Genomic DNA, 19,896 nt, shown 5'->3' with positions numbered 1-19,896 from the left:
CGTTAAACCTTTTCCACGTTAACCAGGAACGCCTTGAACTCCGGCGTTTGCGAGTTAGCGTCGCCGACTGACGGCGTCAGCGTATTGGCCAGATAACCTTTACGCGTCGCACCTTCAAAACCCCAGTGACACGGGATGCCGATGGTATCGACATGTTTGCCGTCGATGGTCAGCGGGCGGATGCGTTTGGTCACCACGGCCTTCGCCACGATAAAACCGCGCTTCGAGGAGACTTTAATCTCATCGCCCTGAGCGATATTTTTCGAGGCGGCCAGACTTTCGCCGATCTCGATAAACTGCTCAGGCTGCGCGATGGCGTTCAGCAAGGCGTGCTTGGTCCAGTGGCGGAAAAGTTCGGTGATCGAATAGGTGGTCGCGACGTAAGGGAAGTCTTTCGCGGTGCCCATATTCGGTAAATCGCTGGCAAAAATACGGGCGACCGGATTGGAGATCACGTCCGGATGCAACGGGTTGGTGCCAATCGGCGATTCGATCGGTTCGTAATGCTCCGGGAACGGGCCATCGGCCATTTTGTCGGTCGCAAACAAACGCCCGACGCCTTCCTGTTGCATGATGAACGGCCCGACGCCGGTGCCCGGCGCGGCGGTGCTGTAATCGGCAACGTCGAAACCGGTCCATTTCGCGCCATCCCAGCGGATGATTTCACGTTTTGGATCCCACGGCTGGCCCTGCGGATCAACGGAGGCGCGGTTATACAGAATGCGACGGTTCAGCGGCCAGCTCCATGCCCAGCCGGACGTACAGCCCAGACCGGACGGATCGGCGTTGTCGCGGCGCGCCATCTGGTTACCGGCTTCGGTCCAGCTGCCGGCGTAAATCCAGCAGAAACTGGCGGTCGAACCGTCATTTTTCAGGTGCGCAAAGGTGGAAATCTGCTGCCCTTTTTTCGCCAGAATATTGCCCTGATCGTCGCGGATATCCGCCAGCGCTTTGCCGTTGGCTTCGCGGGCAATTTCTTCCGGCAGCGGGTCAAGTGGATCCTGATAATCCCACGCCATGTTCATTACCGGCAGCGGATTCGCCCCGCCTTCTTTCTGGTACAGTTCTCGCAGTTTCATGAACAGACGCGCGATGATTTTTCCGTCGTGCAGCGCTTCACCCGGTGGCTCAGACGCCTGAAAGTGCCATTGCAGCCAGCGGCCGGAGTTCACGATTGAGCCATTTTCTTCCGCAAAACAGGAAGACGGCAGGCGGAACACTTCGGTCTGAATGTCGGCGGTTTGCACGTCGTTCATCGCGCCATGGTTCTGCCAGAAGTTCGAAGACTCAGTCACCAGCGGGTCGATCACCACCATGTATTTCAGTTTTGAAAGCGCACGCGAGGATTTGTTTTTGTCCGGGAAAGCCGCCAGCGGGTTGAAGCCCTGCACGATATACCCGTTGAGTTTGCCCTGGGTCATCAGCTCGGCCTGTTGCAGCACGTCGTAGCTTTTGTCCCATTTCGGCAACCAGTCATAACCCCAGTCGTTGTCCGCCGTGGCGTGTTCGCCCCAGAAACTTTTCATCATGCTGACGAAGAAGTTCGGCGTGTTTTTCCAGAAGTTAACCTGATTTTCGACCAGCGTTCCCGGCGTAATTTGCTTCAGGTAATCGGTGATATTGGTTTGTTTCTCAGACGGCAGCGGCATGTAACCCGGCAGATTGAGCGACAGCAAACCAAGATCGGTATAACCCTGAATATTCGAGTGGCCGCGCAGCGCATTGACGCCGCCGCCAGGCATGCCGATATTGCCGAGCAGCAACTGAATCATCGCCGCACAGCGGATGATTTGCGCGCCGCCGGTGTGGTGCGTCCAGCCCAGTGCATACAGGATGGTGGAAGTTTTATCGCGCGCGCAGGTTTCCGCCAGAATCGAGCTTATCAGCAGGAAATCTTCTTTCGACGTTCCGCACAGGCGTTCGACCATTTCCGGCGTATAACGGGAAACGTGCTCTTTCAGCAGATTCCAGACACAGCGCGGGTCTTGTAACGTTTTGTCCTGTTTTGCGATACCGTTTTCATCGAGCTGATAATGCCAGCTGTCTTTGTTGTAGGATTTTGTGGTCGCATCAAAGCCGCTGAACAATCCGTCATTAAATTCATAATCTTCACGCACCAGCAGACTGGCGTTGGTGTATTCCCTGACGTATTCGGTCTGGATTTTATTATGCGTAATCAGGTAGTTGATCATGCCGAGCAGGAAGGCGGTGTCGGAACCGGCGCGGATTGGCGCGTAAATATCGGCGACGGCGGCACTGCGGTTAAAGCGCGGATCGACAACAATGACTTTGGCGTTATTTTTAGTTTTGGCTTCAATCACCCATTTGAATCCGACCGGATGGGCTTCCGCCGCATTACCGCCCATAATCAAAATGACGTTGGCGTTTTTGATATCCACCCAATTGTTGGTCATCGCACCGCGACCAAAGCTAGGCGCTAATGCCGCCACAGTCGGACCATGACAAAGACGGGCCTGACAGTCGATGGCGACCATACCCATTGCGCGGGTGAATTTCTGATCCAGCAGGCCGGTTTCGTTACTGGCCGCAGACGAACAGAGCATTCCGGTGGTCAGCCAGCGGTTAACGGTGACGTTATTTTCGTTTTTCTCGATAAAGTTGGCGTCGCGGTCATCTTTCATCAGGCGGGCAATACGGGAAATCGCCTCGTCCCAGGTGATACGCTGCCATTTATCTGAGCCCGGCGCACGGTATTCCGGGTATCTCAGACGGCCTTCGCTGTGAATATAATCCAGCACACCTGCCCCTTTCGGGCACAATGAGCCACGACTGACCGGATGATCGGCGTCACCCTCTACGTGGAAGATATTTTCAGTGACGTTTTTCGCGCCATCGCCCTGGCTGTAAATCAGCATGCCGCAACCGACTGAACAGTACGTGCAGTTATTGCGGGTTTCACGCGAACGAAGCAGCTTATACTGGCGGGTTTCCGCCAGCGCCAGCGTCGGGGCGAACCCTAACAATGCTGCCGTGGTGCCGGCCATACCGCCCGCACATATCTTGAATAATTGTCTTCTGCTGACCTGCATGAAAGACTCCTTCCCATCATTTGTTAACACATTGCATTTCAAATTGGCGCTTTCCCCGTCAGACGCGGAAGCGGTAAAATTAAGACTCATTACCCATATTTTTTGTACGGCTTATGTAGCCGGATTGTTTATAAGGTTATTGCCAATGGATGTCCATCAAGTAAACGAACTGGGCGAAAAAGATGACAAAAAAGTGACTCAGATCATCGGAGTGCGCCAAAAAACGGTGATGCAGCGCGCCCGTCTGGACGCGCCTGAAGAGGACTGGATTGCTGAAGAAGTGCCCGTCGCGCTGGTCTATAACGGGATATCGCACGTGGTGATGATGGCGTCGCCAAAAGACTTTGAAGTCTTCGCGCTGGGATTTTCGCTTTCGGAAGGCATTATCGAATCAGCCAGCGACATTTACGGAATGGACATCACGCAAAACTGTAATGGAATCGAAGTTAATATTGAGTTATCGAGCCGCCGCTTTGCCGGGCTTAAAGAACGCCGCCGCGCAATGGTGGGCCGTACCGGTTGCGGTGTCTGCGGTATCGAACAGCTGGGCGATCTGTTTCGCCCGCTTGCGCCGCTGCCGTTTACGCAAACCTTCGATCTGGCGAATCTGGACGCCGCGCTGCACCAGCTGAAATCCGTTCAGACCATCGGTCAGCTGACCGGCTGCACACACGCCGCCGCGTGGATCACACCGGATGGCACACTGTCGGGTGGCTGCGAAGACGTGGGACGTCACGTGGCACTGGATAAAATGCTCGGCCTGCGCGCCAGACAAAACGACTGGTACACCGGCGCTGCGCTGGTGTCTAGCCGCGCAAGCTATGAAATGGTGCAGAAAGCCGCGATGTGTGGCGTCGAAATTCTGTTTGCCGTCTCCGCCGCCACGACGCTGGCGGTAGACGTTGCCGAAAAATGCAACCTGACACTGGTCGGTTTCAGCAAACCAGGACGGGCAACGGTGTATACGCATCCTCAGCGGTTGCGGTAACCCTCTAAGCATCACGTGCCTTTAGACAATTTAGGATTGTTTGCGGTTATCTGGTTCTAAGCCCTCAATAACAGGGGCTTACGCGTAACCTCACGAAGCGTCGGGCTTAGATAATCATTTTCAATATCATTTAATTAACTATAATGATCCGACTGATTACGCGGTGCTCACAAAGACGGTGCCGCCCTACACTATGGAGACGATGAACATGAGTTATTCACTGCCATCACTGCCTTACGCATACGACGCACTCGAACCGCATTTCGACAAAGAAACGATGGAAATCCATCACTCTAAACACCACCAGGCTTACGTTAACAACGCTAACGCCGCGCTGGAAAGCCTGCCGGAACTGGCTGCGCTGTCTGTTGAAGAGCTGATTGCTAACCTGGACAAAGTGCCTGCGGACAAGAAAGTTGCACTGCGTAACAACGCAGGTGGCCACGCTAACCACAGCCTGTTCTGGAAAGGCCTGAAAACTGGCACTACCTTACAGGGCGAACTGAAATCTGCGATCGAACGCGATTTCGGCAGCGTTGATGCTTTCAAAGAAGCTTTTGAGAAAGCAGCAGCAACCCGCTTCGGTTCCGGTTGGGCATGGCTGGTTCTGAAAGACGGCAAACTGGCTGTTGTTTCTACTGCTAACCAGGACAGCCCGCTGATGGGCGAAGCTGTTTCAGGCGTTTCCGGTTACCCGCTGCTGGGTCTGGACGTTTGGGAACACGCTTACTACCTGAAATATCAGAACAAACGCCCTGATTACATCAAAGCCTTCTGGGCTGTTGTAAACTGGGACGAAGCAGCAAAACGTCTGGCTGAAGCGAAATAATTTCGCTTTACCGCCCTGAACGGGCACGATGTTTTCGCAAGAGGCAGGTCGGTGACCTGCCTTTTTTATGCCTTCGTTTTAATACCCCGACTTTTATGCACTGACTTTATGCAGAAAAAACCTAAGCCTGATCACTGTGTTACAGCGAATTATCCTCACCTCTTCCGCCATTTTTAGACCGCCCTCTCATTATTCAAAAATACCCCCCGACACCTATAAAGTTTCTCTTAAGTCCTGACGATAGATTGTTCACAAAGGCGTCACAAAATCGCAAATTTTATTGCATGGAATGCTTGACGGAGAACAGCAATGGGCAACGGCACGGGTCTTTCGCAGTGGATGAATAATCTCAAAGTCGGCACCAAACTGGGGCTCGGCTTCGGGTTGGTTCTTTTGATCGCCGCGGTGATCACCGCAGCCGGAATGATTAAGTTTAATGACATCAGCCAGCGCGCTGAGAAAGTTGATTTTAGTAATCAGATGAATGCGTTACTTAATGATGCCCGCCTCAGCCGCACGTTGTATCAGCTCAACTACGACCCTGCCTATCTCAAGCAAAATCAGGACAAAATTAATGCACTGTCGCAGCTGATTGCGCAGTCGAAAGGCAAACTGGAATGGGATGCGACCAGCCAGGCCGATCTCAATCAGGTACCGGTAAAAATCCGTGAATATCAGGTAGCGCAGGACGCCTTCAAACAGGCTGTCGACAGAAAAGATGCCGTGCGTGCCAGCTGGAACCTTTCCGAAACAGAAGCCGTTGTGAAGCGCCTGCAAGAGCAGCTGCGCGTCGAAGATGCCGATCCGTCGATTCGTCTTTCCCTTGCGGAAGTGATTCAGAAACTGATTAGCGTACGTTATTACGTGCGCGGCCTGTTGCTCAGCATCAACAAGGAGTCTGAGGCCACATTGTTGCAGGCCATCGACGATACGCAGGCCAACGCCAAAAAACTCAACGCACTGCTGCTCCCCAATCAGCAGGCGACACTGGCTCCGCTGATGACCGCGCTGGCGACGTACAAAAGCCACGTTGTGGCGTATATGCCAGCCTATGAAGATGAACAGAAAAACTCGCAACTTCTGTCTGTGAAAGCCGCGGAGATGAACGCGCTGGTGGCGAAAATCTTCAAAAACGAACTCGATAATACCCACAACGATATCAGCAATGCGCAGATGATCATGATGGTGATTACGCTGATTGTAATGCTCGCCGGTATCCTGATTGCGTGGCGAATTACCCGTCAGATTGCGCAACCGATCCGCGATACGCTGAAAACCGCCGAAGCCATTGCACAGGGTGATCTGACCGCTGCCCGAACCACCACGCGCCGTGACGAACTGGGCATGCTGATGAATGCCGTTGCCGGGATGAGCCAGAATCTCAGCACGATGATTTATGAAATCCGCTCAGGCGTCTCGCAGGTTTCCCACGCAGCAGCGGAAATCGCCGCCGGAAATACCGATTTGTCTTCACGCACCGAACAGCAGGCCGCCGCGGTTGAGGAAACGGCCGCCAGCATGGAAGAACTGAGCGCCACGGTGAAACAGAACGCCGATAACGCCCATCACGCCAGCAAACTGGCGAGCGAAGCATCGGGCACCGCCACCTTGGGCGGCAAACAGGTCGGCGAAGTGGTCGATACCATGCAGCAGATTTCCGGCAGTTCAAAACGCATCGCTGAAATCACCTCTGTCATCAACGGCATTGCGTTCCAGACCAATATTCTGGCGCTGAACGCCGCCGTAGAAGCCGCGCGCGCTGGTGAACAGGGGCGGGGATTCTCGGTGGTGGCGTCTGAAGTCCGCACGCTGGCACAGCGCAGTGCGCAGGCAGCAAAAGAGATTGAAGGACTGATTGCCGAATCCGTTGAACGGGTGAATACCGGCGCGAAGCTGGTGGAAAATACCGGGCGCACAATGCAGGACATTGTGAAATCCGTCTCGCACGTCCGCGATATTATGGGCGAAATTGCGTCGGCTTCTGACGAACAAAGCCGCGGGATCAGCCAGATTTCGCAGGCGATAGTGGAGATGGACAGCACCACCCAGCAGAACGCCGCGCTGGTTGAACAGTCTTCTGCCGCCGCTGATTCTCTGGAAGATCAGGCCGCAACGCTGACGCAGGCGGTGTCGGTATTCCGTCTGGCCGATAACGGCAATATGCTGAAAGCGCCAGACTCCGGCGCGCTGCGCCGCCCGGTTCTGCCGGCTGTACAGGGCAAAACCAGTCAGGATAACTGGGAAACCTTCTGATTTTCCCCTATCGCCCTGCGTAATTTTAGCGCAGGGCGATTCCTGATACTCCGAACCAGTAATGCAGGTTATGCTGAGGTTAACGACTGATTCCTCGCGGAGACCATATGCATTATCCCGACGTTTATATCGGCAATATCGAAAGCTACCCGGATTATTCGCCCAGCGCGATTGCCAAACGACAGATCGACGGTGCGGTCGTTCTGACGTCTGCCGGGCTCGAAGGCGATCAGCAGGCAGAAAAGAGTTATCACGGCGGCGCAGACCGCGCACTGTGCCATTTCCCTCGCGAACACTACGCCTGGCTGCGTCAGCAGTTTCCTGAAGAGGAAGAACGTTTCCATCCTCCCGCCTTCGGCGAAAATCTCTCAACGCTCGGCATGACGGAAGATAACGTGTTTATCGGCGATATTTTCCGCTGGGGCGAAGCGCTGATTCAGGTCACACAGCCGCGCGCGCCCTGTTATAAGCTCAATCATTTTCTGGGATGCAAAAACCTGTCGCCGTTGTTGCAACAAAGCGGCCGCTGCGGCTGGCTTTATCGCGTTGTCGGCACCGGAAATGTCAGCGGCGATCGCCCGCTGGAGTTGCTGACGCGTAACAGCGAAGTCTCCGTGGCTGAAGCGATTTCGATAGCCTTTAACATGCCGTTCGATGAGGAACAGTACCGGCGTCTGATGTCTGCGGCGGGGATTTCGGCGAGCTGGACTAAAACCATGCAAATGCGGTTGGTGAATCGCAAGATCGAAGATTTTGGGCGGAGATTGTTTGGGAAGTAATGTTAACGCCCTCCCCCTTCGCAGGGGGAGGAGCAGGGCAAAACTTCACCCCCGGGAGTATTTCATCAGAATTCTTTCTTAGCGAAACCGGTGACGACTTTCAGGCCCATTTCGCGGCCCAGTGCGGTCATCGGGTGAACCACCACGATACCGCGCACGGTTTTCTTCAGCGTGCCCATATCAGCCTGTTCTTTCTTGGTGATTTCACGGCTGAACAGCTTTTCCAGTTTTTGCGCTTCGGTGCTGAGCTTTTTCACACGCACTTCTTTGAGACGCGCGATCTCGGCAGCCAGCTTTTCTTTCTCTTCTTCGTGCTTGTCGATCAGTTCAGCGTTACCTGCCTGAATAACGGTCGCATCTTTGTGATTCAGTGCATCCAGCATGTCGCTGAGACGCTTGATCTCGGCTTTTTCGACTTCTTTCATGGTTTCAGATCCGTTCATGCCGCAGCGGGCATAACTGTAAATTGGGAATAATAAACATCAGTGTATCAGGAAGTGCGCGATTCTTCAGCTTGCTCCTGCGTTTCTGCCAGCCCGGGCGGCAAGCCACACATCTCGCACGCCCGCTCGCCGATGCGGATCATCGCCGATATATAGCGGGTATCAAAAACATAGCAGCACGATAAACGCAGGCCGTTACTGTAGCGGCCACTCGGCGAATATAACTGTCCCGGCGTCATACAAATTTTATCTTTCAGCAACTGCTTAAACAGCGTGACACAATCCACGCCCGGCGGAAAATCGACCCAAATCACAAAGCCTCCCGCAGGTTGCGTGGCGCGCGTTCCCTGCGGGAAATGGCGGGCGATCAGCGCACGTGCCTGCTCGACCTGCGACGCGTAACGCTTACGCAAAGCCCGCAGATGATGGTCATAGCCACCCGATTCCAGAAACACCGTCAGCGTTTGTGAAAGCAATGCGGATTCTGCCATCGACGAGACCGCTTTGAGTTTATGTAGCTTGTCCGCAAAGCGCCCGCCTTCTACCCAGCCGATACGAAAATCGGGTGCCAGCGTTTTAGTGAAACTGGTGCAGAACAGGATCCAGCCATCGGTATCAAACGATTTCACCGCCGGAGACAACGTCGTACCGAACTGGATTTCCGCATAAAGGCCATCTTCAATCAGCGGGACCTGATGAACGTTCATCAACCGCGCCAGCCGTTTTTTGGCTGCCAGCGGCATGGTGAAGCCCAGCGGATTTTGCGCCGTTGGCATGGCGATCACCGCATTCAGGCGCTTCTCGCTGAGCAGCATTTCCAGCACATCCAGCGATAAACCGGTTTGCGGATCGGTCGGGATTTCCACCGCTTTCAGCCCGAGGCTCGCCAGCATTGGCAGCAGATAAAAATAGGTCGGCGTTTCCAGCCCGACGCTGTCGCCCGGTTTGGTGGTCACGCGCAGCGCCAGCTGTAACGCTTCCATACAACCGTGCGTAATCGTAATGTCGGTCGGTTCTAAAATCATGCCCAGCGCCAGCGCGCGGCGGGCGATTTGCTGTCGCAGCGCCGGATGCCCCGGCGGCAAAGCATATTTCCCGATCAAGTCCGGCTGACGGCGCAACAGGGACGACATAATGCGCCCGAGTTTTCCGCTCGGATAAAAGTCATTGGACTGCGGACACGCCAGCGAAAGATTGGTATACGCCGGGTCGGTTTGCGAGGCAAAAACGGTGTCGATCAGATCCAGTACTTCGTCTGCCGGTTCGGCGGCTGGCGTCTGAGGTTGTTCCTGCGGCGGCTGATGTTCCAGCGCGGGCAATGCGGCACGCACATAAAAACCGGACTGCGGGCGAGCCTCAATAAAACCGCGATCTTCCAGCCGCCGGTACGCTGCCACCACGGTATTAATACTGACTGACCAGGTTTGTGCGCTGCGCCGTACCGAAGGCAAACGGCTGCCGGGCGCGAGCGTGCCCCGCCGGATGGCATCCGCCAGTTGTTCCGCCAGCTGGTTATATCGGGTGTCAGTGAGATCCGCAGTGTCAGTCATGGTGTCAGTTCCGTGAAAAGTGATGGGTACAGTTTTTTATTACGCAATCTGTAACCATGACAATAGCGTATTTTTGGTTCTGTTACCTTCGACTGACTCTGATTATTCTGGTTCTCTGGAAAACAGGGAATGCAGGAAAACGAAAATGATAGATACCGCTTTTGTCAGTTATGTCACCGTGATGTCGATTACGCCCGGTCCGAACAATCTGTTGCTCGCTGCTTCCGGCGTCAATTTCGGGCTGCGACGCAGCGTGCCGATGATGCTGGGGATCACGCTCGGCTGCGTGGTGCAGTGCGCGCTGATGACCTCGATGCTGGCGATTTTACTCAGCTGGATGAATGTGGTGCGCCTGCCGATGGCGGTGATCGGCTGTACCTATCTTTTCTGGCTGTCGTGGAAAATCTACCGTTCCGGCACGCCAAAAGAAGGCGAAAAACAGCAGCCGATGAATCTGTTCAGCGGTGCACTGTTTCAGGCCGTTAACCCGAAAGCCTGGCTGATGGCGACTAACGTCGCGATCCTGTTTACGCCACCGGACGGCAATATGCTGCATCACACGCTGCTGATTTGCGTCGGATTCGCGCTGATCAACCTGCCGTGCATACTGGTCTGGGTGGTGATGGGTGACAGATTACGTCAGGCTTTACGCGTGGAATGGAAGCTGAAACTGTTCAATACGATTATGGGCGGCATGATGGCGTTAACCGCGCTGTGGCTGCTGGTCGGCGAAGTGCGCCACGTACTGGCGTAACGTTATTTTTGCACCGGAGAAAGTCTTGAGGGCTGCTGATTGCTGATATGGGCGATCAGCCCGGTCACGGAAAGAACCATCGTGGAGCGGACGATTTGCTGGTAGCGCTGACGTTGCATGGCGATCAGCGATTCGTCGGCTTCACCGGGTTTGAGGAAGGTTGGTGCGGGCGGAAGCTCCGTCACGCAATGTAATTCACCAAACGGGCCAAGAATTTCATCGTCGGTAAAACGATACTCTTCGCCGTCGTAATTCAGTTCTTCCCGCAGCGCCATCAGTAATTCGGCGTCTTCATATTCATGACGGCTGATCACTCCCAGCGCGTAAATCAGTTTGAGACGCACAGATAAATCACCGAGCGGGCCGGTACCGGTCAGTAACGGTTCGACGGCATATTTCACTGCGTAATCGTCTTTGCGGAAAACCTGCACCACCAGAATATCCAGCGCTTCGGCCAGCAATTCCACGGCGGTCATCAAAAAGCTGCGCACGGTTTTACCCGCATTGAGCTTTTCAAGAACCCGGTTTTCAAACGCCTGAGCTTTTTCCATAGGGCTTACTTGCAGTAAAGTGCCGATGCTGACAGCGCCCCTGGCGTCATCCATGATGCGCGCATGTCGGGCAGAAACATCCTGCCCGACAGGGCTTTCTTTGCCTGGTGTTGGCGAAATCAAAATAAACGCAGTATTAGTGCATCGATTCGTAGAGAGCGACGGCTTTCGCCACAACTTCGCCATCTTCCGGCAGACCTGAAATCTGGGCGAGGGCGGCTTTTGGCCCTACTTTCTCCAGCAACTCTACCAGTTCTTTAGCTTGCGGGTCTTGCTCGCTGCGATAATGCATCGCGGCCGCAATCCCTCTGACCAGATTGTCGTTCGGCAGGCGGTATTCCTGCGTGCCCAGCAACGGTTTAATCAGCCGGTCGCCTGCGCTCAGTTTACGCAGTGGCTGACGGCCAACGCGTTCAACATCGTCATGCAGGTACGGATTTTCAAAACGAGACAGAATTTTTTCGATGTACGCAGAATGTTTTTCCGGATCAAAGCCATAACGGCGGATCAGGACTTCACCACTTTCTTCCATCGCACCACGAACCACCAGACGCACTTTCTCATCGAGGATCGCATCACGAATCGTCGCGTGGCCTGCCTGCTGACCGAGATACGCAGTGATCGCATGACCGGTGTTCAGGGTGAACAGTTTACGCTCGACGAAGGCCATCAGATTATCCGTCAGCTCCATACCGGCGATTAGCGGCAACTCCCCTTTGAACTGGGTTTTGTCCACAATCCACTCGCTGAAAGTTTCAACGGTGACTTCCAGTGGATCGGTAGTACCCGCAGCCGCTGGCGGAACGATGCGGTCTACAGCGGAATCGACAAAGCCGATATGCGCTTCAACCCAGGCTTTTTCATCTTCCGGCAGCGCGTTGAATACATGCTGTTTGAACTGGCTGGTGCCCCGCACCATGTTTTCACAGGCGATAATATTCAGTGGCTTTTCGTTGCCCTGCTGATGACGCAGCACCAGACCTTTCGCCACGTTCGGTGCGATTTTTTCGAGCACGGTCGGGCCAACGGCGGTGGTCACTAAATCGACTTCGGCAATCAGGTTGATGGCATCCTGACCGGCGCTGTTCACGGCATTCACATTGCTGACAGGCTCAACGGTGGCCTGTTCACCGACAACGTGCACGTTGTAGCCTTTGCGGCTGTTCAGTGCATCCAGTAAAGCAGGGCTGACATCGGCAAATGTCAGTTCAGCCCCGGCATCAGCAAGTAATTTACCGATAAAACCGCGACCAATGTTACCTGCGCCAAAATGTAATGCTTTCATAATATTTCCTTCAAATCGGGGGCCATACTTTCTGGTAAAAAGCTTTAGGTAAAGCTGGGAGCCGCCCGGCTCCGAATCAACAAGCGGGTCTCAATATCAAGACCCGCTTAGTAACGCTCTACTGATTAACCGCGAAGAATCGTCAGAACTTCTTCAACGCTGGTGGTGTTCGCCAGACGTTCGATAACACCGTCTTCGTCAAGCGCAGTCGTCAGCTTGGTGATCACGTTGATGTGTTCGTTGTTGCGTGCGGCGATACCCACCACCAGACGCGCTGAATCATCTTCGTCTTCACCCCAGCGGATGCCCGCCGGATACTGACAGAACACGATACCGGTTTTCAGTACGCGATCTTTCGCTTCGATTGTACCGTGTGGCACCGCGATTGACTCGCCCAGATACGTGGACGTCAGTTTTTCACGTGCCAGCATCGCATCGACATATTCTGCCTGAACGTAACCGCCTTTAACCAGTTGTTCACCTGCAAAACGAATGGCGTCTTCTTTCGTTGCTGCGTGCAGGCCCAGGAAGATGTTGCTTTCGCTGATGCGGAACAGGTTTTCGTTTTCACTGTCGGACACGATGCTGTCGCCCAACGTGGTGGTCACTTTCTCTTTGTACTGGCTGCTTTTGTTCACTTCCACCAGACGGGAAGTCAGGTCAGTGTACAGGCCGCTGTCGAGGAAGTTAGTCAGCGAGATGTGCTGTGCATGTGGCACCTGGCGCATCGCACGTTCAGTCAGGTCACGGTGCGTAATCACCAGGTCCACATCGTCAGGCAGATTGTTGATCGCGCTGTTGGTTACGCTGATGTTGGTCAGCCCTGCATCCTGCACTTTTTTGCGCAGAACACCGGCACCCATTGCGCTGGAACCCATACCGGCATCACAGGCAACGATGATTTTGCGTACGGTAGACAGGTCGCCAGCAACGCCAGTCGCGCCTGCTTTACCGCCTTTAGATTCGGCTTTCATGTCCTGAACGCGACGGGTTGCGTCTTCCAGATCATCACCTTCTTTCGCCTTGGTGGTTTTGAGCAAGAAGGAAGAAATCACGAAGGACACCGCAAACGCAGCCACGATAGCAGCGATGTTAGCGAAGTACGCACCTTTTGGCGTCATCGCCAGCACGGCCAGGATTGAACCCGGAGAAGCCGGAGACACCAGACCGCCGTTCAGCATAGTCAGGGTGAACACGCCAGTCATACCGCCCAGAATAACCGCCAGTAACAGACGCGGGTTCATCAGAACGTACGGGAAGTAAATTTCGTGGATACCCCCCAGGAAGTGGATGATTGCCGCGCCGCCGGCAGATTGCTTAGCGCTGCCACGACCGAAGAACATGTACGCCATCAGGACGCCCATACCCGGACCCGGGTTCGCTTCGATCAGGAAGAAGATTGATTTACCGGTTTCAGTCGCCTGCTGGATACCCAGAGGAGAGAAGATACCGTGGTTGATGGCGTTGTTGAGGAACAGGATTTTCGCCGGTTCAACAAAGATAGAAGCCAGCGGCAGCAGGTTATGAATAACCATGATATGCACGCCTGCGGCCAGCACTTTAGACAGCGCTTCTACCAGCGGACCGATAGCCAGGAAGGCGAGGATCGCCAGCAGCATACCGATAATCCCGGCGGAGAAGTTGTTAACCAACATCTCGAAGCCGCTTTTGATTTTACCGTCAACCCAGCGGTCGAAACGCTTGATTGCCCAGCCACCCAGCGGACCTGCAATCATTGCGCCGAGGAACATTGGCATATCCGCACCGACGATAACACCCATAACGGTGATTGCGCCGACCACACCACCGCGATCACCACCGACCAGACGACCACCGGTGAAACCGATGAGCAACGGGAGGAGATAAGTGATCATCGGGCCCACCAGCTTCGCTAATGTTTCATTAGGGATCCAGCCGGTAGGAATGAACAGAGCAGTAATGATACCCCACGCGATAAACGCGCCGATGTTGGGCATTACCATGTTACTCAGGAAGCGACCAAAGTTTTGAACCTTGATCTTAACGTCTGGTGAAAACATAAAACGCACCCCTATTGATACGCGCTGACAATAGAGCGCGTGATATCAGTTAATTATCGGTGACGGTTATTTCGGTTTTTCTGCCACTGCTTTAAAAATCCGTCCGTCGAATTGCTGTCTGCGAGGCGGACTCTACCACGTGATTATAGGCCTCGCGTAGCCACCCCACAGCCCGTGACAGAGATCACACGTATACGACCACTACCCCCTGCATTTTGGTGATCGCGATCACAAAACACCCCTGTAATCCGGCTACACAGACGATAATTTGAGCTTGATACGTATAAAAACGTGATGAAAGTCACTTTTTATTAACGAGTCTTTATCATAAAAACGTGATATTCATCACAAAGTATTTTTCGATAACCTTGCTTATTTCGCTTAAAAACCGTTCAGACGTGTCAGGTGGATGCGGAATTGAGTTTACGGGGGAAAGTTTGAAATAAAATTACAGGATGGGGTGCTGAAAAAAAAGCGAGCTGTCTGCCAGCCCGCCGCTATTTAATGAGTTTTTCGCAGCGAAAAAATTACTTCCCGCCTTGCGCCTTAACAATGGCAGCCTGCAATTCTTCGGCTGAAACCGCACCCGGAAGCACGGTGGTGTTCGCCGCCGTTGCGCCGCTGGTTGGCATCACGACAAAGCCGGGTGTACCGCTGAAGCCCAGCGTACGGGCCAGTTCGTCATTGGAGGCTATCGCCTCATGCGTGGCTTTACGCTGCGCATCAGTAGGCTGGGTGGCTTTGGCCGCTTTCACCGCACCGGCGATATCGGCATCGGTCAGTTTACCTTCGTCATGGCCGGTGCGATAAATGCTGTTGTGGTAGTCGAAGTACGCCTGCGCGCCCTTCTCTTTCCAGATAGCCATACCGGTTTCCGCCGCAGTAATGGACGCTTTCCAGCGGTCACCGAAGATTGGCCATTCTTTGAAGACGAAACGCACGTTCGGATTGGCTTTCACCGTTTGCTCGACTACCGGTGCCATGTGGCTGCAATACAGGCACTGGTAATCGAAGAATTCTACGAAGGCCACTTTGGCATCTTTCGGGCCATAACTCGGCGTGGCAGGGTCTTCAGTCAGGGCTTTTGAATTTGCCAGAACGGCACTCAGGGTTTCCTGTTGCTGCTGATCCGCCTGCTGTGCCTGCAACTTCTGGCTGACCTGCACCAGAATTTCAGGATGCTGAAGCATGTAATCTGCTGCAATTTTACCAATGGCTTCCTGTTGCGCCGGGGTGAAATCTGCCGTTGCGCTGTCAGCAGCAAAAGCCAGCGTCGGAGCCAGCACCAGAGAAGCCAACAGAGTCATCGTCTGACGTTTCATCAAAAATCCTTAAAGTGAAATACGGGGAAAACCGGACAGTTGCCTTCAAAAGTAGAGGAATTTCCCCGGCTTTGCAGGCTAAAAATTGTCATTTTTTATAAATCCCGCCGTCACTATCACTCAAAATGAAACGCGCCATCGCCCGACATTTGCAGCGTGATATCTGCCTGACGGCTATCCCTCAGAACCCGCGCCACATTGGGTCCGTCCGTGGCAGCGTAAAAATCACCGGCCCGGGCAGGCGTCAGTCCACCGCGGATTTTACGTTCAATAAGACGACCGCGCAGGACTTCCGGACTGGCACGAATAAAGACGCTCAGATCGCAATTTTCTGTCAGTTGCCGCCAGCCGTCATCGTCAAGCAGCAGCCAGTTTCCCTCGACGACCAAAACAGGCGCGGTAACATGGATCGCGCCTTCGACCGGCTCATGCAGCGTGCGGCTGTACTCCGGCCAGCGGCTTCCCGGCTCGCGTAAAGCGATCAGTGCGTCCCGCAATTTGGTCACATCAAACGTCTGTGGTGCGCCTTTACGCTGACGCAAGTTGTGTGCGTCCAGCCAGTCATTGCGATGATGGAAACCGTCCATCGGCAGGGTCTGCAAAGGGACTAAATCCGGCGTTTCATGAGAAAGCTTTTGCCAGAATGCGGAAAGCGTCGATTTGCCGGTGCCGGGCGGCGCAACCAGAAACACCACCAGCGGGCGGTTAAGCAGGCGCTGCTGTGAAGAAAAACGTTGAAGAAGGGGAAGGTGTAGTTGTTCGATATCTTCGTCGGGGAAAAAAGCCTGCGTGGACAGTCCGTTAATGGTCAGCATCACGTTCATAAGTCAGTTCCTTGAGTAAATCCGTCACTGCCAGAGACAGTGCCGTCCTCATCAGATTGCCGTAACGCGCCTTACTGAAGGTTTCAAAACTGGCAAACTTCATTTTCTCGACAGACTGAAACATCAGTGTGTTATCCGTCACGCAGCTCAAATTCTGGAGAAATTCATAAGCCGTTTCTTCATGAAATTCCACAATCTCTGTCCCTGCTTTCAGGTGCTCGTCCAGCTGAGAAAACAGCAAAATATCGGCATAGACCGGTTTTTTGATTTTCCCCAGGGCATAAATCAGCCTCAGGGAAACATCAATACTGTCCAGCGGGCCTGATTTAGCGAGTAAGGGCTTTACGGCAAATTCGCGGATGTCCTCGTCATTATTGATAAAAAGGTGGGGAAGGAACTGTTTTATACCGCTGAGTAAAATGGCACTCGCGGCATGCAGAAAATCATTGAGATTCGTCTGGCCGGATAACCTCTCCAGCACCTGATCTTCAGTTAATACAGTCATCCTTCCCTTAAACACCGTCAGTAATGAGGAGAACCGATAATATTACAGCCCGGTGGAAACACCAAAATGGTTCAGCAGCGCCTGCTCGGCCTGCTCATTCCAGACGCCATGCGTCGGTGCTACCCGTTCCGCCAGCAGGGCAAACAGCGGATCGGTTTTGCCCAATTCTGCAAAATCTTCAATGGCGGTCAGCGGCAGAGAAATGCCGTTATAAATAAGCTTTTTACCGCCGGGAATATGCGGCAGATTGAGCACCGTTTCCGGTACAGCGTCCAGGCCGCCGATGTGCGTAATCATATAAGAAGGCTGAATACGTCCGGCCGCCGTCAGTGCCAGCGCCTCTTCCATATCGCCGGTCGAACCGCCGGATGTGCCGACAATGTGCGTAGAACCGTAGTGAACGTTGTAGAAATTGAAGGGAACGTTGAAGTTTTTGTCGGTCGGTCCGGCAAAGAAATTCAGGCAACCGTCCTCGCCCAGCAGCGCGTCGCCCAGTTCGATAACTTCAGCCACGGCCGCGAAAACAAAGACATCATCATAACCTGCGCCGCCCATCATTTCGCGCAACGTGGCAGCCGGATCAGACAACGTTTGACTGTTGATATACACCAGCTCGATGCCTTTTTCTGCCGCCATCGCCACCGGCAGAAGTTGCTCTGCGCGCGCCAGCCGTTGTTCGTCGATATCCACCACCACCACCCGCGCCGGACGCACATCGCCGTTGATCGCATAATCAATAGCACCAATGCCCATCGGCCCCGCGCATGCCAGCAGCGCCAGATTCCCACCCGCTTTGATGCCCATCTGATGTTCATACACATATTGCGTGGTGTGATAGCTGGCGTGATAGGCGCCGATAATGCAGCACATCGGTTCAGCCAGCGAGGCGGCGGCGAAATAATGCCCTTCGTACGGCAGAACACAGCCCAGGTCGATCGCCAGTTTCGGGATGATCATGTACGTCGCGTTGCCGCCAAAGGTTTCGTAACTGTAACCGGCCGAATACCCGCTGGGCAGCCCCATCGCCGGTTGCAGCACGAAGCGTTTTCCCGCTTCAAACCGGTTCGTGAGATTTTTGCCCACCAGCACAATCACGCCCGCGCATTCGTGCCCCGTTACCGCCGGATGGTCGGCGATATCTTCCGGTACGCGTTTATGTTCACCGCCCAGCAAAGCGGCTTTGTAAGTCGAGAGGCAAACGCTGTCCGACACCACGCTCACCAGCAGTTCGTCATCGGTGATTTCCGGCAGTTCAAATTCACGGAGTCTCACATCTTTTTTACCGTAAATGGCGGCGACTTTGGTTTTCATGCTGTTGCTCCTTGCTGAACCGGGGAAGTGATATCGGCAAACAACGCATCGAGCGCCGGATCGCCGAGATAGTTTTTAATCAGAATCAGTGGCTGGTCGGTCACACGCTGAGCGCGGCCTTCAAGACTGGCGTGGGTCACAATGATGTCGGCATCGGCCGGAATGTTTTCGATGGAGTAATGCTTCACTTCGATTTCATAACCGGCTTTTTGCAGCTTTTTGCGAAAAGTCGTCGCCCCCATCGCGCTCGACCCCATTCCCGCATCACACACAAAAGCGATTAACCGGATACTGGCCGCCACAGGCTGCATCCCGCTTTTGCCTTCGGCTTTGCGCTTTTTGCTGGCGGCCTGAGAATCCGCAAAACTGTCCTCCGCAGGGGATTTGTCCAGTTTCAGAATGGCAGAGGCGACGACGAAAGAGACCACGGTTCCGGCCAGCACGCCCGCACAGGTTCCCATAAAGCCCCCGCGTGGCGTCAGTGCCAGATACGCAAAGATAGAACCCGGACTTGGCCCCGCCACCAGCCCTGCGCCAAAGAGTTCGAAAACATAAATGCCGGTCATACCGCCCGCGATCATGGCGATAATCATCAGCGGTTTCATCAGCACATACGGGAAATACAGCTCGTGAATACCACCGAGAAAATGAATGATCATCGCGCCGGGCGCAGATTTTTTACTCAGCCCTTTGCCGAACAGCGAAAATGCCAGCAGGATCCCCAGACCGGGGCCGGGATTTGAGGCCACCATGAAATAAATAGATTTTCCGGCGACGGCGGTGTCCTGCATACCCAGCGGATAGTAAACGCCCTGATCGATGGCGTTATTCAGAAATAACACCTTGGCGGGTTCATTAATCACCGACAGCAGCGGCAGGTAACCGGTCGCCACCAGCGCCTCAATGCCCTGTTTCACAAAATTATTGGCTTCCATTACCGCCGGGCCGATCACTTCATACGCCAGCAAACAAAGCAGCATGCCGAGAATGCCGAGTGAGAAATTATTGATCACCATCTCAAAGCCCGCCGGAATACGTTTCTCCAACGCCTTATCGACCACTTTAATGAGATAACCGCCCAGCGGCCCCATGACCATCGCACCGATAAACATCGGAATATCCGCCCCGACAATCACGCCCATTGTGCCGATACCGCCCATCACGGCACCGCGTTTTCCGCCAATAAGATGCCCACCCGTAGACCCGATCATCAGAGGCAATAAATAGGTGATCATAGGGCTAACGAGTTGCCCGAAATGCGAATTAGGTGTCCATCCGGTGGGAATAAACAATGCTGTAATAAAACCCCAGGCAATAAACGCGCCTATATTGGGAATGACCATCGCTGTGAGAAACCCGCCAAAAGCCTGCACTCTGGCGCGCATTGATTTATTAGCCATATTAAAATCCTGT

At 54.0% G+C, this 19,896-nt stretch carries 16 protein-coding genes; 5 read left to right on the top strand and 11 right to left on the bottom strand.

What is annotated here, in order from left to right; translation table 11 throughout:
- Positions 1 to 2 precede the first annotated feature (2 nt).
- The gene (fdnG, locus tag J8X26_RS16680) at positions 3 to 3,050 is read right to left on the bottom strand and encodes a formate dehydrogenase-N subunit alpha (protein ID WP_208951437.1); all 3,048 of its coding nucleotides are present in this window, start codon (positions 3,048 to 3,050) and stop codon (positions 3 to 5) included.
- 145 nt (positions 3,051 to 3,195) lie between these two features.
- On the opposite strand from fdnG, the gene fdhD reads away from it, so the two are divergent.
- From fdhD to yiiM, 4 genes are all read left to right on the top strand, one after another.
- Positions 3,196 to 4,038, top strand: coding sequence for a formate dehydrogenase accessory sulfurtransferase FdhD (fdhD, locus tag J8X26_RS16675; protein WP_208951436.1), 843 nt, complete (start codon positions 3,196 to 3,198; stop codon positions 4,036 to 4,038).
- Between the two features lie 208 nt (positions 4,039 to 4,246).
- The gene (gene sodA, locus J8X26_RS16670; protein ID WP_101077777.1) at positions 4,247 to 4,867 is read left to right on the top strand and encodes a superoxide dismutase [Mn]; all 621 of its coding nucleotides are present in this window, start codon (positions 4,247 to 4,249) and stop codon (positions 4,865 to 4,867) included.
- A gap of 309 nt (positions 4,868 to 5,176) precedes the next feature.
- Positions 5,177 to 7,120, top strand: a complete 1,944-nt coding sequence (locus tag J8X26_RS16665; RefSeq protein WP_152323702.1) for a methyl-accepting chemotaxis protein — start codon at positions 5,177 to 5,179, stop codon at positions 7,118 to 7,120.
- 107 nt (positions 7,121 to 7,227) lie between these two features.
- Entirely contained in the window at positions 7,228 to 7,899 is a 672-nt protein-coding gene (gene yiiM / locus J8X26_RS16660) for a 6-hydroxyaminopurine reductase (RefSeq protein WP_152323703.1), read from the top strand.
- A gap of 65 nt (positions 7,900 to 7,964) precedes the next feature.
- Here yiiM and J8X26_RS16655 read toward each other — a convergent pair whose 3' ends face one another.
- Together J8X26_RS16655 and J8X26_RS16650 are read right to left on the bottom strand one after the other, a co-directional pair.
- Positions 7,965 to 8,324 carry a YibL family ribosome-associated protein gene (locus J8X26_RS16655; protein ID WP_208951435.1) on the bottom strand — a complete coding sequence of 120 codons (360 nt, stop codon included), beginning with the start codon at positions 8,322 to 8,324 and terminating at the stop codon, positions 7,965 to 7,967.
- A 65-nt stretch (positions 8,325 to 8,389) separates the two neighbouring features.
- Positions 8,390 to 9,892, bottom strand: a complete 1,503-nt coding sequence (locus J8X26_RS16650) for a PLP-dependent aminotransferase family protein (protein ID WP_208951434.1) — start codon at positions 9,890 to 9,892, stop codon at positions 8,390 to 8,392.
- A gap of 145 nt (positions 9,893 to 10,037) precedes the next feature.
- Between J8X26_RS16650 and J8X26_RS16645 the strand changes: the two genes are divergently transcribed.
- A complete protein-coding gene (locus J8X26_RS16645; RefSeq protein ID WP_152323706.1) occupies positions 10,038 to 10,646 on the top strand; it encodes a LysE family translocator in 609 nt (202 codons plus the stop codon).
- A gap of 2 nt (positions 10,647 to 10,648) precedes the next feature.
- Here J8X26_RS16645 and J8X26_RS16640 read toward each other — a convergent pair whose 3' ends face one another.
- The 8 genes from J8X26_RS16640 to J8X26_RS16605 form a co-directional block, all read right to left on the bottom strand.
- On the bottom strand, positions 10,649 to 11,197 hold the full coding sequence (locus tag J8X26_RS16640; RefSeq protein WP_014411435.1) for an MltR family transcriptional regulator: 549 nt from the start codon (positions 11,195 to 11,197) through the stop codon (positions 10,649 to 10,651).
- 136 nt (positions 11,198 to 11,333) lie between these two features.
- Entirely contained in the window at positions 11,334 to 12,482 is a 1,149-nt protein-coding gene (locus J8X26_RS16635; RefSeq protein WP_208951433.1) for a mannitol-1-phosphate 5-dehydrogenase, read from the bottom strand.
- A gap of 125 nt (positions 12,483 to 12,607) precedes the next feature.
- Positions 12,608 to 14,521 carry a PTS mannitol transporter subunit IICBA gene (locus tag J8X26_RS16630; protein WP_152323708.1) on the bottom strand — a complete coding sequence of 638 codons (1,914 nt, stop codon included), beginning with the start codon at positions 14,519 to 14,521 and terminating at the stop codon, positions 12,608 to 12,610.
- A 527-nt stretch (positions 14,522 to 15,048) separates the two neighbouring features.
- Entirely contained in the window at positions 15,049 to 15,843 is a 795-nt protein-coding gene (locus J8X26_RS16625; RefSeq protein WP_165060708.1) for a DsbA family protein, read from the bottom strand.
- 116 nt (positions 15,844 to 15,959) lie between these two features.
- On the bottom strand, positions 15,960 to 16,667 hold the full coding sequence (locus J8X26_RS16620) for a nucleoside/nucleotide kinase family protein (protein WP_152323710.1): 708 nt from the start codon (positions 16,665 to 16,667) through the stop codon (positions 15,960 to 15,962).
- Positions 16,645 to 17,172: an MltR family transcriptional regulator gene (locus tag J8X26_RS16615; RefSeq protein WP_208951432.1), complete on the bottom strand. Its 528-nt coding sequence runs from the start codon at positions 17,170 to 17,172 to the stop codon at positions 16,645 to 16,647. The genes J8X26_RS16620 and J8X26_RS16615 overlap by 23 nt, the downstream gene beginning before the upstream one ends.
- A 42-nt stretch (positions 17,173 to 17,214) precedes the next feature.
- Positions 17,215 to 18,483, bottom strand: a complete 1,269-nt coding sequence (locus J8X26_RS16610; protein ID WP_208951431.1) for a zinc-binding dehydrogenase — start codon at positions 18,481 to 18,483, stop codon at positions 17,215 to 17,217.
- On the bottom strand, positions 18,480 to 19,883 hold the full coding sequence (locus J8X26_RS16605) for a PTS mannitol transporter subunit IICB (RefSeq protein ID WP_208951430.1): 1,404 nt from the start codon (positions 19,881 to 19,883) through the stop codon (positions 18,480 to 18,482). The genes J8X26_RS16610 and J8X26_RS16605 overlap by 4 nt, the downstream gene beginning before the upstream one ends.
- Positions 19,884 to 19,896: the final 13 nt, after the last annotated feature.

The organism is Rahnella sp. ChDrAdgB13 (genome assembly GCF_017655185.1).
GTDB classification, from domain to species: Bacteria; Pseudomonadota; Gammaproteobacteria; order Enterobacterales; family Enterobacteriaceae; genus Rahnella; species Rahnella contaminans.
The sequence above is the reverse complement of the archived record's forward strand: the minus strand, read 5'-3'. Positions and strand labels throughout refer to the sequence as shown.

Coding starts and splice junctions, on each gene's coding strand:
- J8X26_RS16615 (WP_208951432.1), bottom strand. CDS start 17,172: ATGACTGTATTAACTGAAGATCAGGTGCTGGAGAGGTTATCCGGCCAG.
- J8X26_RS16665 (WP_152323702.1), top strand. CDS start 5,177: ATGGGCAACGGCACGGGTCTTTCGCAGTGGATGAATAATCTCAAAGTC.
- J8X26_RS16630 (WP_152323708.1), bottom strand. CDS start 14,521: ATGTTTTCACCAGACGTTAAGATCAAGGTTCAAAACTTTGGTCGCTTC.
- fdnG (WP_208951437.1), bottom strand. CDS start 3,050: ATGCAGGTCAGCAGAAGACAATTATTCAAGATATGTGCGGGCGGTATG.
- sodA (WP_101077777.1), top strand. CDS start 4,247: ATGAGTTATTCACTGCCATCACTGCCTTACGCATACGACGCACTCGAA.
- J8X26_RS16640 (WP_014411435.1), bottom strand. CDS start 11,197: ATGGAAAAAGCTCAGGCGTTTGAAAACCGGGTTCTTGAAAAGCTCAAT.
- J8X26_RS16625 (WP_165060708.1), bottom strand. CDS start 15,843: ATGAAACGTCAGACGATGACTCTGTTGGCTTCTCTGGTGCTGGCTCCG.
- J8X26_RS16620 (WP_152323710.1), bottom strand. CDS start 16,667: ATGAACGTGATGCTGACCATTAACGGACTGTCCACGCAGGCTTTTTTC.
- J8X26_RS16650 (WP_208951434.1), bottom strand. CDS start 9,892: ATGACTGACACTGCGGATCTCACTGACACCCGATATAACCAGCTGGCG.
- J8X26_RS16610 (WP_208951431.1), bottom strand. CDS start 18,483: ATGAAAACCAAAGTCGCCGCCATTTACGGTAAAAAAGATGTGAGACTC.
- J8X26_RS16645 (WP_152323706.1), top strand. CDS start 10,038: ATGATAGATACCGCTTTTGTCAGTTATGTCACCGTGATGTCGATTACG.
- J8X26_RS16605 (WP_208951430.1), bottom strand. CDS start 19,883: ATGGCTAATAAATCAATGCGCGCCAGAGTGCAGGCTTTTGGCGGGTTT.
- J8X26_RS16635 (WP_208951433.1), bottom strand. CDS start 12,482: ATGAAAGCATTACATTTTGGCGCAGGTAACATTGGTCGCGGTTTTATC.
- yiiM (WP_152323703.1), top strand. CDS start 7,228: ATGCATTATCCCGACGTTTATATCGGCAATATCGAAAGCTACCCGGAT.
- J8X26_RS16655 (WP_208951435.1), bottom strand. CDS start 8,324: ATGAAAGAAGTCGAAAAAGCCGAGATCAAGCGTCTCAGCGACATGCTG.
- fdhD (WP_208951436.1), top strand. CDS start 3,196: ATGGATGTCCATCAAGTAAACGAACTGGGCGAAAAAGATGACAAAAAA.